General features: G+C 54.7%; 13 protein-coding genes. 4 read left to right on the top strand and 9 right to left on the bottom strand.

The annotated features are described in order from the left end of the window. Window positions 1–6: 6 nt before the first annotated feature. The 4 genes from eda to zwf form a co-directional block, all read right to left on the bottom strand. The gene (gene eda / locus ACVBEJ_RS02480) at window positions 7–633 is read right to left on the bottom strand and encodes a bifunctional 4-hydroxy-2-oxoglutarate aldolase/2-dehydro-3-deoxy-phosphogluconate aldolase (RefSeq protein WP_447128013.1); all 627 of its coding nucleotides are present in this window, start codon (window positions 631–633) and stop codon (window positions 7–9) included. Between the two features lie 21 nt (window positions 634–654). Continuing rightward, window positions 655–2,463, bottom strand: coding sequence for a phosphogluconate dehydratase (edd, locus tag ACVBEJ_RS02485; RefSeq protein WP_447128014.1), 1,809 nt, complete (start codon window positions 2,461–2,463; stop codon window positions 655–657). 282 nt (window positions 2,464–2,745) lie between these two features. Continuing rightward, on the bottom strand, window positions 2,746–3,477 hold the full coding sequence (gene pgl, locus ACVBEJ_RS02490; protein ID WP_447128015.1) for a 6-phosphogluconolactonase: 732 nt from the start codon (window positions 3,475–3,477) through the stop codon (window positions 2,746–2,748). Further along, window positions 3,478–4,923 (bottom strand): glucose-6-phosphate dehydrogenase, encoded by a 1,446-nt coding sequence (zwf, locus tag ACVBEJ_RS02495; protein ID WP_447128016.1) that lies wholly within the window; start codon window positions 4,921–4,923, stop codon window positions 3,478–3,480. A gap of 167 nt (window positions 4,924–5,090) precedes the next feature. Here zwf and hexR point away from each other — a divergent pair, with 167 nt between their 5' ends. The 3 genes from hexR (at window position 5,091) to pgi (ending at window position 8,770) form a co-directional block, all read left to right on the top strand. Next, the gene (hexR, locus tag ACVBEJ_RS02500; protein WP_447128017.1) at window positions 5,091–5,942 is read left to right on the top strand and encodes a transcriptional regulator HexR; all 852 of its coding nucleotides are present in this window, start codon (window positions 5,091–5,093) and stop codon (window positions 5,940–5,942) included. 115 nt (window positions 5,943–6,057) lie between these two features. Beyond that, on the top strand, window positions 6,058–7,059 hold the full coding sequence (gene gap, locus ACVBEJ_RS02505) for a type I glyceraldehyde-3-phosphate dehydrogenase (protein WP_447128018.1): 1,002 nt from the start codon (window positions 6,058–6,060) through the stop codon (window positions 7,057–7,059). Window positions 7,060–7,177: 118 nt separating this feature from the next. After that, window positions 7,178–8,770: a glucose-6-phosphate isomerase gene (gene pgi / locus ACVBEJ_RS02510; protein WP_447128019.1), complete on the top strand. Its 1,593-nt coding sequence runs from the start codon at window positions 7,178–7,180 to the stop codon at window positions 8,768–8,770. A gap of 96 nt (window positions 8,771–8,866) precedes the next feature. Here pgi and ACVBEJ_RS02515 read toward each other — a convergent pair whose 3' ends face one another. The 4 genes from ACVBEJ_RS02515 to phnA all read right to left on the bottom strand — a co-directional run bounded on the left by ACVBEJ_RS02515 (window position 8,867) and on the right by phnA (window position 14,193). After that, the gene (locus tag ACVBEJ_RS02515) at window positions 8,867–10,033 is read right to left on the bottom strand and encodes a formylglycine-generating enzyme family protein (RefSeq protein WP_447128020.1); all 1,167 of its coding nucleotides are present in this window, start codon (window positions 10,031–10,033) and stop codon (window positions 8,867–8,869) included. A 298-nt stretch (window positions 10,034–10,331) separates the two neighbouring features. Next, window positions 10,332–11,477 carry a 2-aminoethylphosphonate--pyruvate transaminase gene (phnW, locus tag ACVBEJ_RS02520; protein WP_447128021.1) on the bottom strand — a complete coding sequence of 382 codons (1,146 nt, stop codon included), beginning with the start codon at window positions 11,475–11,477 and terminating at the stop codon, window positions 10,332–10,334. Between the two features lie 18 nt (window positions 11,478–11,495). Beyond that, window positions 11,496–12,938, bottom strand: a complete 1,443-nt coding sequence (gene phnY / locus ACVBEJ_RS02525) for a phosphonoacetaldehyde dehydrogenase (protein WP_447128022.1) — start codon at window positions 12,936–12,938, stop codon at window positions 11,496–11,498. Between the two features lie 4 nt (window positions 12,939–12,942). Then, complete coding sequence (phnA, locus tag ACVBEJ_RS02530) at window positions 12,943–14,193, bottom strand: phosphonoacetate hydrolase (RefSeq protein ID WP_447128023.1); 1,251 nt, start codon at window positions 14,191–14,193, stop codon at window positions 12,943–12,945. A gap of 99 nt (window positions 14,194–14,292) precedes the next feature. Here phnA and ACVBEJ_RS02535 point away from each other — a divergent pair, with 99 nt between their 5' ends. Further along, window positions 14,293–15,159: a LysR substrate-binding domain-containing protein gene (locus ACVBEJ_RS02535; protein ID WP_447128024.1), complete on the top strand. Its 867-nt coding sequence runs from the start codon at window positions 14,293–14,295 to the stop codon at window positions 15,157–15,159. Window positions 15,160–15,538: 379 nt separating this feature from the next. Here the strand turns inward: ACVBEJ_RS02535 and ACVBEJ_RS02540 are convergent, their stop codons facing one another. Next, window positions 15,539–16,372: a glycoside hydrolase family 16 protein gene (locus ACVBEJ_RS02540; RefSeq protein WP_447128025.1), complete on the bottom strand. Its 834-nt coding sequence runs from the start codon at window positions 16,370–16,372 to the stop codon at window positions 15,539–15,541. Window position 16,373 lies beyond the last annotated feature (1 nt).

Below are 16,373 nucleotides of genomic sequence, written 5' to 3' on the forward strand. Positions count from 1 at the left end.
TGCAACCTATTGGCCGATACGGGCAACCGTATCCCTGGCAATATCTTCGATGCGCTGCCAATCCCTGTCTGCGACAGTGCCTTTACTGGCCATCCACGAACCGCCCACGCAAACCACATTGGGCAGCGCCAGAAAATCGGTAAAGTTATCCAGGCTCAAACCACCGGTTGGGCAGAAAGACACATTGGGCAGCGGCGAAGCCAGTGATTTAAGCAATTCCATACCGCCCACGGCCACCGCCGGGAACAGTTTGAAGCACGTCAGCCCCATGTCGGTGCCGCGCATTACTTCAGAGGCGGTGGCTACACCGGGCAACAGTGGCAAGCTCAAAGCCTCGGCTTTTTTCACCAGGGCCTCGGTCATTCCCGGGCTCACCAGAAAATCCACACCGGCATCGGCGGCGAGTAACGCATGGTCGCCATTGAGTACGGTGCCCGCAGAGACACTCAATTCCGGCAGCGCCTGTTTGACACGGGCAATGGCAGCGGCGGCCTGAGGGGTGCGCAGGGTAATTTCCACCGCCTTGATACCGCCATTGAGCAGGGCCCGGCAAAGGTCTACAGCAGTGCCCTCGTCTTCAATGGTGAGAACGGGCAGCACTTTGATTTCGGCAAGTTGTGTGGCAAGAGCCATGGGTTATGTACCTCTAACAGGTCAGGAGTTGATGGCGGAAGCACCACGGCTGGCACCCCCTACCACTTGACGGAAGTTGGCGAACAGATTGCGGCCAAGGTTTTGGGTTTCGCTGGGGCCGGTGACGGGCTCTCTTGCCGCCAGCTCAGCATCGCTCAAGTCCACTGTAAGAATGCCTTTGTCGGCATCCAGAGTGACCAGATCGCCATCTCGCAAGCGAGAAATGGGACCCTGATCCACCGCCTCCGGCGACAGGTGAATGGCCGCCGGCACCTTGCCGGAAGCACCGGACATACGGCCATCGGTGACCAGCGCCACCTGATAACCGCGATCCTGCAGCAGCCCCAGGTAAGGGGTCAGTTTGTGCAATTCCGGCATACCGTTGGCTTTGGGGCCCTGAAAGCGAACCACGGCAATCAGGTCGCCATCCAGCTCACCGGCTTCAAAGGCGGTTTTGATGTCGTCCTGGGCGTGGAAAATTCGACAGGGGGCAGACACCACCCGGTGCTCCGGTTTTACCGCGGAGACTTTGATCACCGATTCCCCCAGGTTGCCTTTCAATACCCGCAGACCGCCCTCTTTGTCGAACGGCTCGGCAACGCCGGTAAGCACATCCGGCAAACGGGATTCCAGCACTTTGTTTTGCCAGACAATGCGGCCATCGTCGGCCAGTTGCGGCGCCAGTTCGAAGCTGTCCAGGCCTTCCCCCATCAGGGAGTGTACATTCTCGTTCAGCAATCCGGCGGAGCGCAGTTCACGCACCAGAAAGGCCATGCCGCCGGCTCTCTGGAAGGCGTTGATATCCGCTTCGCCATTGGGGTACACGCGGGCCAGCAATGGCACCACCCGGGACAGCTCATCAAAGTCCTGCCAGTGCAGTTCAATGCCCGCAGCGGCGGCAATGGCCACCAGGTGTAAGGTGTGGTTGGTGGAACCGCCGGTGGCCAGCAGAGCAACCACGGCGTTGACCAGAGATTCTTCGGTAACGGTTTCGCACAGGGGCTTGATGCCACTGGCGGGGTCGGCGGCGGCGATGACTTTAAGTACCGACTCGGTGGTCAGCGCCGGGCGCATGGGGTCTTCCGGGTTGACAAAGGAACTGCCCGGCAGCTGTACGCCGAGCATTTCCATCAACACCTGGTTGCTGTTGGCGGTGCCGTAAAAGGTGCAGGTGCCGGGGCTGTGATAGGAGGCGGATTCCGCTTCCAGCAATTCTTCTTTGGAGGCTTTGCCCTCGGCAAAACGCTGGCGCACAGCGGCTTTTTCTTTGTTGGGAATACCCGACGGCATGGGCCCGGCGGCCACGAAAGCGGTTGGCAAATGGCCAAACTGCAAAGCACCAATAATCATGCCGGGAACAATTTTGTCGCACACACCCAGACACAGCACACCGTCGAACAGGTTGTGGCTGAGGCCTACCGCTGTGGCCATGGCCACCACATCGCGGCTGAACAGACTCAACTCCATGCCCGGCTGACCCTGGGTCACCCCGTCACACATGGCGGGAACGCCACCTGCCACCTGAGCGCTGCTGCCCACTTCGCGGGCAACTTTTTTGATCTGCTCCGGGTAATCCAGCAATGGCTGGTGAGCGGACAGCATGTCGTTGTAAGAGGTAACAATGCCCAGGTTGGCACTGTTCATCAGGCGAATGGTTTGCTTGTCCTGCTCGCCACAGGCCGCATAACCGTGGGCCAGATTGCCACAGGAAAGGCGCTTTTTGGGGGGATTTTCGTCTCGCGTTTGCGCCATGGCCGCCAGATAATCTGCACGGCTTTGGCGGCTGCGTTCGCGAATACGGGCTGTTACCTGCTCTACAACCGGGTTCATACTAGTGCTCCATCAAGGTAATAATTACGGATTCAGTTGGTCTGTCAGCGTTCATGGCAAGGCGCACCTTGCAGGGAATGGATACTCCCTTGCCGAGAGGTGCAACGCAGTCCATGGGCGCTGACAGACCAACCCTATCCCATGAAATAAAGAGGGCGTTGCTGTGGTGTCCCGCCACGGTGTTGCAGCCTTTGCAAAGGGAACGACCCTTCGCGGCAGACTGCGCCTTGTGGCGAAACACCACAGCAGCGCTGAACTCGCAATTACTACCTTGATGGAGCACTACTCACCTGCGTAAAAGAGGTTGACGGGGACTTTGTTCTGGCGCAGTACGGCAGACACCGGGTAAGACGCCTGGCTTGCCATGCCCAGGGCTTTTTGGAAAACCCGCCATTTGTTGTTGCCTTCAAAGTGCAGTACCAGAAAGCGACTGTTGAGAACCGCGGGCAGCGACAGGGTCATTCTGTCGTGGGGAGCCACCGGGGGCGTGGTCGCCAGGCAAAGGCGTTCGCCCTCCATATCCAGAGCTTCTTCCAGGTTGTCCGCCTGGGGAAAGAAAGAGGCGGTATGGCCATCGTCACCCATGCCCAGCACCACCACATCAAATGGCAGCGGCAGTTCGCGCAGACTCTGCTCGATCTGGTCAGCGCCATCGAAAGGAGTTTCACTGCTGTTCTTGAGCGGCATAAAGCGGGCCTTGCGAGCCCGGTTTTTCAGCAGCTGTTCCGCCACCAGACGGGCGTTGGATGCCGGGTGGTCCGGGTCGACCCAGCGTTCATCCACCAGGGTGACGATAACATGCTGCCAGGGCAGCTCCCGGCGAGAAAGTGCCTGGAAAAACGCCTTCGGGGTGCTGCCACCGGAAACCGCCAGGGTCGCCACACCGCGCTCGTCAATACCGCGGCGAAGCTGACGAGCCACCGCTGCTGCCAGCTGTTCTGCCAACTGATCGGAACAGCGATAAGAAGCAATCGAGACGGTATCCGTCAGAACTTTGCGTATGCCGTTGACCATTTAAATATCCTCGTACCATTGACGATCGTCTTTTGCCAGCAACGCGATGGCTGCGGTTGGCCCCCAGCTGCCCGCTGTGTACTGGGCGATTTTTTGGCCAACTTCCTGCCAGGCAGAGCGGATGCCATCCACCCAGCACCAGGCTGCATCCACTTCGTCGGAGCGCACGAACAGGGTTGGGTTTGCGTTGATCACATCCAGCAGCAAACGCTCGTAGGCGCTCACGCCCTGTTCACCACCGGAGACATCGGAGAAGAACAGGTCCAGCGCCACCGGTTGCAGGGGCATGCCCTTCTTCAACCCGGGCACTTTGCTCATCAGACTCAGCTGAATGCCATCGTTGGGCTGCAGGCGAATGGTCAGGCGGTTGGGTTCGCTGGCGGAATCACTGAAGATGGAGTGAGGAATCTCTTTGAATTGGATAACAATCTCCGAGTAGCGTACCGGCAGACGCTTGCCGGTGCGCAGATAGAATGGCACGCCGGCCCAACGCCAGTTATCTACCTCTGCTTTCAGGGCGACAAAAGTCTCGGTATCGGATTTCTGGGCCGCGCCCTCCTCCTCCCGGTAACCAGGCACCGGCTCACCGGCCACGGCACCGGCCACATACTGGCCGCGAACCACGGATTCTTTCAGGTTGCTGGCGTCGATGGGCTTGAGGCAGCGCAGCACTTTCAGTTTTTCATCACGCACCGCATCTGCCGCCAGGTCTGCGGGGGGCTCCATGGCGGTAAGGCACAACAGCTGTAACAGGTGGTTCTGCACCATGTCCCGCATGGCACCGGCTTCGTCGTAAAAACCCCAGCGCCCTTCCACACCCACGGTCTCGGCTACCGTAATCTGAATGTGATCGATGTAGTTGTTGTTCCACAGAGGCTCGAACAGGGCATTGGCAAAACGCAGTGCCAGCAGGTTCTGTACCGCCTCTTTCCCCAGGTAATGGTCGATGCGGTACACCTGGTCTTCGTCAAAAATTTCGGTCAGGTGGCTGTTGATTTCCTGGAAGGACTCGCGGTCATCTCCCAGCGGTTTTTCAACCACGATGCGGGTGCTGGGGCGGTTCAGACCCACCGCCGCCATGGACTGACAAATGGGCGCGAAAATATTGGGCGGGGTCGCCAGGTACACCATCAGCTCGCGGCTGTCGTCGGAAAAATACTGCTCTTTCACCGGGCGCAGATCGTCAGCCACGGTAGCGTCGGCAAACACCAGCTCAAGACGGTTGACAAAACTCTGCCAGGCATCACCGTCAATATCTTCGTTGCGGGAAATACCCTCGCGAATATCTTCCAGAAATTCCTCCTGGGGAATCTCCCGCCGGGAAACGCCAAAAATCCGCAGACCTTCCGGCAGGCTGCCGTTCTTGTCCAGCTTGTATAAGGATGGGTACAACTTGCGAAAAGCCAGATCGCCCACACCGCCAAAAATCAACACATCACAGGCCACAACAACACCTCAAAGATATAAGTGGATTACAAACTACCGTTACAAGTCATAAAAAACAATACTTTTTTGTAATTTATTTTCATTTTTGTTAGTTTGACTTTCACCCCGACACCAACAGACGTATTATGACCGCATCTATCCAACCCCCAAACACCAGGCACATGCCCATGAATCTGCTGCCATTGTTGAAGAGCCCAAACCTTCACCTGAGCAAATCGGAGCGCAAAGTCTGCGAGACGGTACTGGCTGCCCCTGAGGACGCGGTACACACCCCTATTGCGGTTATCGCCAAACAAGCCGGTGTCAGTGAGCCCACGGTAAACCGCTTTTGCCGCCGTCTTGGGTGCAAGGGCTATCCGGACTTCAAGGTCAAGCTGGCCCGGGAGCTGTCCAACGGACAACCGCTGATGACCCGGGATGTCACACCTTCCGACAGCCTTGCCACACTGACTGAGAAGATCTTCGAATCCACCCGCGCCACCTTGCACACCACCCAGTCGTCTATCGACACTCCCTCGCTGGAAATGGCCGTGGATGCCTTGGCCCAGGCCAAATGCATTGTGTTTTTCGGGCTCGGCGCCTCCGGGTCTGTAGCCCTGGATGCACAACACAAGTTCTTCCGTTTTAACACACCGGTTATCGCCCACACCGACATCCTTAACCAGCGCATGTGCTGTGCCGCCATGGGCCAGCAGGACGTGGCGGTATTTATTTCCTACACAGGCCGCACCAAGGCGATTATCGAGAATGCCCAAATTGCCAGAGAGGTTGGCGCAACGGTGATTGGCATTACCGGCGCACACTCCCTGCTGGCAAAGCAGTGCAGCATCGTGTTGCCGGTGGACATTCCGGAAGACACAGACCTCTACACCCCCATGACATCCCGTATCAACCACCTGGTACTTGTCGATGTGCTGGCCACCGCTGTGGCGGTAAAACGGGGCCCGCAGTTTTCCAACCACCTGAAAAGACTGAAAGATTCTCTCCTTAACACCCGGGAAATGAAACAATCCACCTAAAGTAATATTAATTAAGTTTCAGTTTTTCCTTATTTTTCCAATTTCTTTATTGATTTCGTAATTTAATTACGGAATACTGACTCCTCCAAATTTGAGCAATTTGAGGTGGTTTCAGATGATTAGGGTTGCTATTAACGGCTTCGGCCGCATTGGTCGAAATATACTGCGTGCCTGCTACGAAGGCGGCTACAACGACCGTATCCAGATTGTTGCCATTAACGATCTGGGCTCCCCGGAAATCAATGCACACCTGTTGCGGCATGACACAGTGCACGGTCACTTTGGCCGCACTGTTGCAGTAACCGAGCATGGGCTGCTGGTGGATGGCGAAACCATTCAGGTATTTGCCGAACGCAACCCGGCGGAACTGCCCTGGGAAAGCCTGGAAATTGACCTGGTGATGGAGTGTACCGGCCTGTTTACCAAACGTCCTGACGCCAGCAAGCACCTGGAAGCCGGTGCCAAACGTGTGCTGGTTTCCGCCCCCGGCACCGATATGGACGCCACCGTGGTTCACGGCGTCAACCACCAAATTCTTTCCCCGGAGCACAGCGTTATTTCCAACGCCTCCTGCACCACCAACTGCCTGGCACCCATTGCCAAGGCCCTGCACGACAGCGTTGGCATTATCTCCGGGCTGGCCAATACGGTGCACGCCTACACCAATGACCAGGTGTTGAGCGACATTTATCACACCGATTTGCGCCGTGCCCGCTCTGCCACCCAATCCATGATTCCGGCCAAAACCGGTGCCGCCGCTGCTATCGGCGATGTGATTCCGGAGCTGCGCGGCAAACTGGACGGTCTTGCGGTGCGCGTGCCGGTTATCAATACCTCGCTGCTGGATTTGACCTTCAAGGCCGGCCGCGACACCACCGTGGAAGAAATCAACCACGCGATTGAAGAGGCGGCTCGCGGTGACATGGGCTCTGTGCTGGCGGTTAACGATCTGCCGCTGGTATCCACAGACTTCAACCACAATCCGGCTTCATCGATTTTTGACAAAACCCAAACCAAGGTAATTGGCGATCAGGTGAAAATTCTTGCCTGGTACGACAACGAGTGGGGCTTCTCCAACCGTATGCTCGACAACACCCTGGTTATCGGAGCCTTGTAACGACGCAAGAAACTCCATTTCCACTTTCCGGACTTATGCCATGCTGTAACAGAACTCCTACCCCTCGACAGGTAGTCATGTGGCATAAGTCCTTTTTATTTTCTGATACAGTGCGGGTATGATGAATACCAATACCGACTTTAATCCCTCCGCCGCCGTGCAGTGGCAACTGCTTGACGCCCAAGCCAACGACATCGGCAACCTCAATATCGCCAACCTGCTAAAAACTGACCCCGACCGCGCCCAACAAATGAGCGTTGCCTGGCAAGGCTTTTTTTTCGACTACTCAAAAAGCCTGATTGACCGCACAGCCCTGAGCACCCTGTTCAGCCTGGCGCAAGCATCACCACTGGCCAGCAGCATTGGCGCCATGGTGAGCGGCGAGCCCATCAACCGCTCAGAGGGCCGCCCGGTACTACACACCGCGTTGCGCAACCCGGCACAGTTCGATTTTTCCGTAGATGGCGGCAATGTGGCCGAACTGGTGCAGAAAGGCCGGGAGCAAATAAAAGCGGTCAGCGAGCGCATTCGCAGTGGTCAGTGGCTTGGCAGCACTGGCAAGCCGATTACCGATGTCATCAACATTGGCATTGGCGGCTCCGACCTGGGGCCGAAAATGGCCTGCCGCGCCTTGCAACAGTACGCCTGCGCCGATATTCGCTGCCACTTTATATCCAACGTCGATGGCGCAGAAATCAACACCCTGCTGAAAGGCCTCAATGCAGAAACCACTCTGGTGGTGATTGTCAGCAAAACCTTCACCACCCAGGAAACCCTGCTCAACGCCAAAACCGCCCTCGCCTGGCTCAGTGAGCAATTGGGGCTGTCCAATCCTGAATCCAGCACTCAGGTTCTGGGCATTACCGCCAACCTGGATAATGCGCAGAAATACGGTATTCCCGCCGCACAGATTATTGAATTTGGCAACTGGGTGGGCGGGCGTTATTCACTGTGGAGCGGTGTCGGCCTGTCTATTGCCATTGCTGTGGGCTACGAGGCTTTTGTGGCGTTTCTGGATGGCGCCAAAGCCATGGACGAGCACTTTTTTAACGCCGAATTCAGCGAAAATATGCCCGTAATACTGGCGCTGTTGAATATCTGGTACAACAATTTTCTCGGCGCAACCTCCACGGCGGTTATCCCCTACTGCGAACGCCTGAACTTCCTGCCCCCTTATCTGCAACAGCTGGAAATGGAAAGTAACGGCAAGTCCGTTACCCAGAATGGCGAACCTGTCAGTTACAACACCGGCGGTTTGATCTGGGGAGAACCAGGCACCAACGGCCAGCACGCGTTTTTCCAGCTGCTTCACCAGGGCACTCAGCTCATACCGGTGCAGTTTATCGGTGCCGTGAAAGACTCGCTGAGCAGCGAAGAACACCACAGCATATTGTTGCAAAACATGCTGGCCCAGGGAGCCGCCCTGATGAATGGCCAACAATCCGACAACGGCCACGCCCACTACCCGGGCAACCGCCCTTCCACCACGTTGCTGATGGATGAGCTAACCCCTTTTAACCTGGGTGCCCTGATCGCTCTTTATGAGCACAAGGTATTTGCCGAAGGTGTAATTTGGGGCATCAACTCCTTTGACCAATGGGGTGTGGAACTGGGCAAGAAAATTGCCAGGCAGCTAGCCGAACAAGGCGGCGACAGCAACTGGGATGCCTCCACAGCGCAATTGTTGAAGCGGGTGACAGGTGACAGGTGACAGGTGACAGGTGACAGGTGACAGGTGACAGGTGACAGGTGACAGGTGACAGGTGACAGGTGACAGTATCGTCGCAAGCCACTGCCATATCGCCACCTATTCTTTTTTCATTCTGATACAACGAAATCCGGTATGGCCAAGACCGGTGTAGGCATCGGACCCCGCGCTGTGGGCGGGACGGAAGGCGGCGCAGTATATATCGCTGCACAGATAGGAACCGCCGCGCTGGGTTCGGTAACCAGATTCCACCGGGTAGCCAGCGGCCAGGTCGTCCACCCATTCCCAGACATTTCCAGCCATGTCGTAAACCCCAAAACCATTGGCCGCAAAACTGCCCACCGGAGCGGTGCCCACAAAACCGTCGGCTTTATTGTTGGCATGGGGAAAAGCCCCTTGCCAAATGTTTGCCTGGTAGTCGCGGCCAGTCTGTCCGCCTTTGCCAATTTGCGAATCCCCCCAGACAAACTCCTTGCCCACCAAGCCACCGCGGGCGGCAATTTCCCACTGGTGAGTATTGGGCAACTGTTTGCCCGCCCATTGCGCATAGGCCTGGGCATCGTACCAGGACACATTCACCACCGGGTGATCCATCCTGTCGGCAATATCACTGTCCGGGCCCTGGGGGTGCTTCCAGCTGGCGCCGGGCACGTAAGACCACCACTGCAAAAACTGATTGAGGGTATCCAGCGCAACCGCATGGTCTGGCGGTGTAAACACCACCGCACCGGGTTGGAAGGTGGCCTCCAGCTCTTTTAACTGCGCCGGGGGCACGCCGGGAAAGTCCTGTGGATCAAAGGGCTTTTCGGCGGTGGTCACATAGCCGGTTTCATCAACAAACTGTTTGAACTCTGCGTTGGTGACCTCATGGGCATCAATCCAGAAAGCCTCCGTTTCGTAGCGGTAGACCGGCGGGCGATTAAAGCCGCGCTGGGCCAGAGGGCTCATGGTGGTGTGTGCAACGGAGTCGCTCAGGCTGTAGGTACCCGCAGGTATCAACACCATTCCCTCAGGAGCATCACCATGCACTGTCGACTGTGAAACTGCTGCTTGTTTTGCCTGGTGAATCGCCCGCTGCCGGGGGGACAACTTGCCCAAATCACCACAGGATGTGCATACCACCGGCTGAGTAGCGCCTGCCTGTTCAACCTTTTCAGATATGGGTGCAGCGGACTTCTCACCCGGCTCACAGCCCGTCAGCAATAAGCTGACAAATAGCACTGACAAACTGGTTAGCAAACACTGTTCTCGTTTCGCAACACTCATGAATAGGCTCTTGGATACAAAAAGGCAGGTAAGGGCAGGCTACGGATTTTGGCAAATATTATGTGATAAATATGCTGGTCTAGCCAGGGATATTCCCTGGAAAAATCAAGCAGCTTCTTTTTCACGTAATTTCTGCAGCTGATACGTATTTTCCGCAACAACCTTATTGGTCAGTTTTATTCGACTGATCGCCAGACCAGCCACGGCATATATCAACGCAGGTGCCAGAGAAAAAGTAAATAAGATACCTTCAATAGTGTCAACTGATTGTTCAGCTCCTGCTAATAGTGCTTTTGAGTTACCAGGATTTGGTACTTTCTACCGCCTTGAGCAAACGCTCAATATCTTCCGGGTATACTTCACCAATATTACCGATACGGAAGGTATCCAGATTGGTCACTTTACCGGGATAAATGACAAAGCCTTCCACTTTCAGTGCTTTGTAAAAGCTCTCAAAAGTGTAAGTATCGGATTTGGGGCTGTAGAACGCGGTAATGATGGGAGACTGTTTCTCGTCTGACAGTAACGTTTCAAAACCCAACTTGCGCATACCAGCCACCAAGGTTTTCTGGTTGGTACTGTAACGCTTATAACGGGCCTTTACGCCGCCTTCGCTCAAGGTTTCCGACAGAGCCTGGCGGAACGCGCGCACCACGTGGGTAGGCGAAGTAAAGCGCCATTTGCCATTGCCTTTTTCCATAGCTTGCCACTGGTCGTACAAATCCAAACTGAGCGAACGGGCTCGCCCCTTCAGGGTATCCATTTCCGATTTTTTGGCAATCACAAAACCAAACCCGGGTACGCCCTGAATGCACTTGTTGGCACTACTCACCATAAAGTCCGCTTGTACATCTTCCATTTTGAATGGAATGCCGCCAAAGGAACTCATAGCATCCACAATGTAGGTACGCCCCGCCTCTTTTACAATGGCACCAATTTCGGTAATCGGGTTGAGCATACCGGTGGTGGTTTCGCAGTGCACAGTGGCAACGTGAGTGATTAGCGAATCGCTTGCCAAACTGACACGCAGCTTATTGAGGTCCGGCCCTTGTAGCTCGCCGCTATCATGAACCACAACATCAATGTTCAGGTACTCAGCAATTTGTCCAATGCGATCGCCGTAGGCACCGTTGGCCAATACCAGCAATTTGCCATCACGAGGCAGCGCAGTACCAATCACCGATTCCACTGCAAAGGTGCCGCTACCCTGCATCAACCCCGTCGTGTACTGGCTGGGATCGTGGGAGGCCATATCCACCAGGTCGGCACGAATGGATTGCACGATACTGTTATAGTCGGTATCCCAGGTGCACCAGTCCCGCAGCATGGTGGCTTTGACAGTTTTGCTGGTACTCAACGGACCCGGGGTAAGCAGAATGTAGGGGTTGTCTGGTACGAATTCGCACAGGCCCACTTGTTCTTTGGCTTCACAGATTGCTTCCATAATATTCTCCTAACCGCCTTACCAGGGCAGTGAAAAAGTCTTTACATTGGTGTAGCTTTTCATGGCCTCGAGTACGCCTTCTTTGTAACCTTGACCGGAATCTTTAATGCCGCCAAAGGGAGACATTTCGATGCGATAACCGGGCACTTCCCAGATGTTGACTGTGCCGGTTTCGATTTCATTAATAAAACGGGTGATGTAATCCAAGCGGTTGGTGCACACACCAGACGACAAACCAAACGCCGTGGAGTTGGCCACGCGGATAGCGTCATCGATGTCTTTCACACGCACGATGGGGATGGGTGGGCCGAATGTTTCTTCGCGCACCAGTTCACAATCGTAAGGCACTTTGTCCAATACGGTGGGCGAGTACAACGCGCCATTACGCTCGTTGCCGTACAGTAACTCTGCGCCTTTTTCGATAGCGTCGTTGACACGATTCTGAAACAATGCAGCAGATTCTTCATTAATAACGGTACCCAAATCGGTATTCATATCCATGGGATCGCCGTAGTTAATTTGGCGTGCGCGGGCAACCACCAGTGCGGCAAATTCGTCGGCAATTGTTTCTACACAGAGGATACGTTTTACCGCAGTACAGCGTTGGCCAGAGTTTTTGGTGGCACCAGTTACTGCCAGGTCAGCGGCTTTTTCCAGGTCCGCATCTTCCATCACAATCAACGGTGCGTTGCCGCCCAACTCCAGTACAGTACGGCGGTAACCAGCATTGTTCGCAATGTATTTACCGAAGGGCACGCCGCCAGTGAAAGTAATTAATTCAATGTTGTCGTTGGTGAGCATTTCGTCGCCCATATCTTCGGGCAATGCGGTAACCATGGACAACATTTCAGGGGGCAAACCGGCTTCGTACAAAATGTCTGCCAACACCAATGCGGTCATGGGTGTGAGCTCGCTTGGTTTACACACCATGCAGTTGTTGGTGGCAATAGCCGGAGCAATTTTGTGCGCCACCATATTCAACGGATGGTTGAACGGTGTGATCGCAGAAATAGCCTTCAACGGGTGACGCTGAGTAAATATTTTGCGCTGTTTACCATGGGGTGTTAAATCGCAGGAAAAAATTTCGCCATCGTCTTTCAGACACATAGCTCCCGTCAAAGTAAACACATCGTAAGCGCGGCCCACTTCGTAAAGGGAGTCTTTTTTGCTCAAGCCGGTTTCCAGAGTAATCAAATCGGAAATTTCGTCTTTACGGCTGGTAATAACTTCAGCGGTTCTCAGCAGTATTTGTTGGCGCTCATAGCGGGTGAGCACGGGCTTGTAGGCACCGGCGATATGGAATGCTTTTGCCACTTGCTCGCGACTGGCACGGGGAACCGTGCCAATCACTTCGTTGGTAAATGGATAGCGCACTTCAATGTATTTGCCAGTGGCACCATCGACTTTTTCGCCAGCAATGCGCAGCAACTCTTTGCGCAAAGTTTTGGTTTCTGCGGTCATGGCATTATCCCTGAGCATGGTTCAGCGCAATGTCGTAAATATCGAAGTTACGCAGACGGCGTGCAGGGTCCACCCTGGCAACTGGCTGACTCACCATCAAGGGAACCACTTGCTCGGTAACACCACCGTGGGAGCGCAGTGGCACATCCAGGCCGGACAGATCATGGCGGTCCTCGCTGGTACCCAATGCCTTGGTCTTTTCCGACACCAGAATCAGGTCGCCCATGCGGTCCTGCGCCAGGCCGTATTCGGCACAACCTTCGGCGTTGGTGTATACCGCTTCAACGCCAGCGGTTTCTTCCAAAATGGTTTTGGCGGGAGCGATGTCAGCATCGTCCAGGTAAACAGTGGCAAAGGAACCCAGAGCACCGTGATGGACTACGTATGGGTCGGTAATGGGCAGGATCACTCGGGCTTTACCTGCTGCACCCAGCTTTTCGTCCAGCAGGGTTTGCAGGTAGATTACATCTGGCTCACCGGCGTTGTCGTGTTTGGCGTTCATACCATGGTCCGCAGTCAAAGCAACGATTGCGCCCAACTCGTCCAACTGCGCCCAGTATTTATCCATCATGGCGTAGAACCTATTGGCGCCTTCACTACCGGGAGCGTATTTGTGCTGGATGTAGTCAGTGGTAGACAGGTACATGATGTCCGGGCGCACGGTTTTCATCAGTTCCACACCAGCAGCGAAAATAAATTCAGACAACTCACCGCTGTACACAGACGGCACCGGCATACCCACCATATCTACCACACCTTCAATGCCATTTTCTTCAAGGTTGGCTTGGTCAGCTTTTTCCGATGAAAAGCAAATAGCGCCGTTTTTACCGTAGTGCAAACCTTTACCCAACAAGCGGCGCAGTTTGTCTTTGGCAGTAATCACCGCCACTTTGGCACCAGCTTCTTGAAATGCAGCAAAGATAGTGGGAATCCGCAGCAGGTGTGGTTCGTTCATCATGACTTCGCGGTCGTTTTCGCGGTCGTAGTAGAAATTGCCGCAAATACCATGCACAGATGGCTCCACGCCAGTGGCGATAGACATATTGTTGGGGTTGGTGAAGCTGGGTACCACGCAATCTACCCGCAAGTCCGCACCTTGGCTGGCAACCACTTTTTCTGCCCAAGGCATTACACCGGCCTTGATGGCTTCTTCAATGTAATCCGGCTCCGAACCATCAACACAAACGGCAACCACCGGGCGGGAGGGCCAGCGATAATTGCGACCATTAACACTGACTGACTTCTGCTGAGACATTTTCTGCTCCTATGGACAGGTTGAAATTTGGTGACTTTGTACCAACAGCCCAACCTTAGTACAATTCGATAATTTCAATAAAATTTATTGGTTTTTACGATGAATAAAAATCAACTGAAGGCGTTTCATGCAGTGGCTGGCTGTAGCAGTTATTCCAAAGCCGCGGAGGTGTTGCATCTGAGCCAACCTACCCTGTCTGACCATGTCCGGCGACTGGAAGAACGCTACGGCATCAAGCTGTTCAAGCGCCAGGGACGCGGGGTTGCGCTCACCAGCCTGGGCCACGCCCTACAAGACGTCACTCGCCGTTACTTCAATCTGGAACAAGAAGCAGAGCAGTTATTGGCCAGTAGTAGCGGCTCCATTAGCGGCTCACTGCGGCTGGTGGTGGACAGCCCATTTTTGCTCACTCCGGTACTGGCCAACTTCTGCCGACATTACCCTCGTATTCATCTGTCCATCAATATTGGCAACTCAGAACAAGTTGCCCAGGCATTGCTGGACCTGGAGGCGGATATTGGCATTCTGTCTAACCTGGAAGAAGACACTCGCTTCACCAAACTGGCCTTCCACCAGGACAGATTGGTGGCCTTTATCGACCGCGACCACCCCTGGTCACGACGGCGCAGCGTCAAATTGGAAGAACTGGGTGGACAGCCGTTAATCATGCGTGAAAAAGGCTCAAAAACCCGCAAAATTTTTGAGCAGGAAATGGCATTAAAAGACCTCCCTTTGAACTACAATCTGGAAATCAGCAGCCGGGAAGGTATCCGCGAAGCGGTCGCCTGCGGGCTGGGAATTGGCGTTGTACTGGAAAGTGAGTTTGGGCACGACAGGAGGTTGCATGCCCTACGGATTCGCAATGCGTCATTAAAGGTAACGGAATTTATTACTTGTTTGAAAGAGGCACGTAGTACACCGACGGTAGCGGCGTTTTTTGAGCTGTTTGAGGGGCAGTTGGGGTAAACAACTGAGTTCCACTACCCGTGTCAGCAGCACCCAACTTCAAACCTCCAGGTTCCGACTAAGGACTCAACCCAACTCGTAGAAATTCCCGCATTTCTCCACCAACGGTTCATTTTCAGAATGTACCCACTGGTAATAATTTAAGTGTTGTGGTTTGGGCGCTGCAGCCTTCTCCATAATAAAGGTGGCTCGTTCGTGCAATTGCAACGCAGAAGCCGGGCACATCGCCGACATTTGAAATAGCCCAGCTCTTTGTCCAACCCAATGGCCTGTGCCGGGTAAAGAGGCGCCACCCTGTTGCTTGGCTGCCAATTCTGACCCACGATTGGTGGCTTACGCCGCTTCGCGGCTTATCCACCCTACAACTTGCCCACCCGGTTCATTTACGGCGATAAACCCTGACATAATCAATTTCATAACGACTGGGGAACCCTGTTTTGCCCGGGTCACCGCCCTGGCCGCCAATTGCCAGGTTCAACAGGATATACATGGGTTGCTGGAAAGGCTCCCGGGGAACCGTGCCCGGTGGGTTTTTTACATGGCGAATATCGGTGGTATTCAGCAGCTGATCATCCAGATACAGCTTGATGTGGTTTTTATCCCAGTCCATGCGCCAGGTGTGAAAATCCTGATCCCAGTTGCTATCGCCCAGCAACTCCACGGGCATTCTGGTGCTGTCCCAGACGGTTCGAATGGGGTTGTTCGGACCCCAGGCGACATTGGCCAAAATGGTATTGCGGTAATACTCCATCAAATCCACTTCGCCATTGCTGGGCCAGCCGCCCTCCACCCCCAGAAACCAGATAGCCGGCCACAGCCCGGCCTCGGCGCGAATTCTCGCGCGTATTTCAAAACGCCCGTAACGCCAGGCGTGTTTGCCCCGTGTATTGACAGACGCGGAGGTGTAATTCGCCTGTTTGCGGTTGCGACGCCAGTCCTTGCTGTCTTTCTGGTAGTGGGTGTTGACGACCTGTTCCCGGCGCCCCTCAATGACCAGCAAGCCGTTTTCGCAGTAGGCGTTATCTCGTTGATACCATTGCAGCTCCTGATTGCGTACAAAGCCCTGTTCGTAGCCCCATTTCGAATCATCCAAGCGTTCCTGGCAATCGAACTCATCCTGCCAGACCAGTTGATAGTCGGCGGTTTCGGCGGCCAGCGGCATGCCGACACAGAAAAACAACGCAGCACACAGAAAACACCTCTTGCCCAACATA

It is taken from the genome of Porticoccus sp. GXU_MW_L64, assembly GCF_052983295.1.

Excerpts from the sequence above, each read along its gene's own strand:
- eda (WP_447128013.1), bottom strand. The coding sequence starts at position 633 with ATGGCTCTTGCCACACAACTTGCCGAAATCAAAGTGCTGCCCGTTCTC.
- ACVBEJ_RS02540 (WP_447128025.1), bottom strand. The coding sequence starts at position 16,372 with ATGTTGGGCAAGAGGTGTTTTCTGTGTGCTGCGTTGTTTTTCTGTGTC.
- gap (WP_447128018.1), top strand. The coding sequence starts at position 6,058 with ATGATTAGGGTTGCTATTAACGGCTTCGGCCGCATTGGTCGAAATATA.
- pgi (WP_447128019.1), top strand. The coding sequence starts at position 7,178 with ATGATGAATACCAATACCGACTTTAATCCCTCCGCCGCCGTGCAGTGG.
- phnY (WP_447128022.1), bottom strand. The coding sequence starts at position 12,938 with ATGACCGCAGAAACCAAAACTTTGCGCAAAGAGTTGCTGCGCATTGCT.
- hexR (WP_447128017.1), top strand. The coding sequence starts at position 5,091 with ATGAATCTGCTGCCATTGTTGAAGAGCCCAAACCTTCACCTGAGCAAA.
- phnA (WP_447128023.1), bottom strand. The coding sequence starts at position 14,193 with ATGTCTCAGCAGAAGTCAGTCAGTGTTAATGGTCGCAATTATCGCTGG.
- ACVBEJ_RS02515 (WP_447128020.1), bottom strand. The coding sequence starts at position 10,033 with ATGAGTGTTGCGAAACGAGAACAGTGTTTGCTAACCAGTTTGTCAGTG.
- phnW (WP_447128021.1), bottom strand. The coding sequence starts at position 11,477 with ATGGAAGCAATCTGTGAAGCCAAAGAACAAGTGGGCCTGTGCGAATTC.
- ACVBEJ_RS02535 (WP_447128024.1), top strand. The coding sequence starts at position 14,293 with ATGAATAAAAATCAACTGAAGGCGTTTCATGCAGTGGCTGGCTGTAGC.
- pgl (WP_447128015.1), bottom strand. The coding sequence starts at position 3,477 with ATGGTCAACGGCATACGCAAAGTTCTGACGGATACCGTCTCGATTGCT.
- edd (WP_447128014.1), bottom strand. The coding sequence starts at position 2,463 with ATGAACCCGGTTGTAGAGCAGGTAACAGCCCGTATTCGCGAACGCAGC.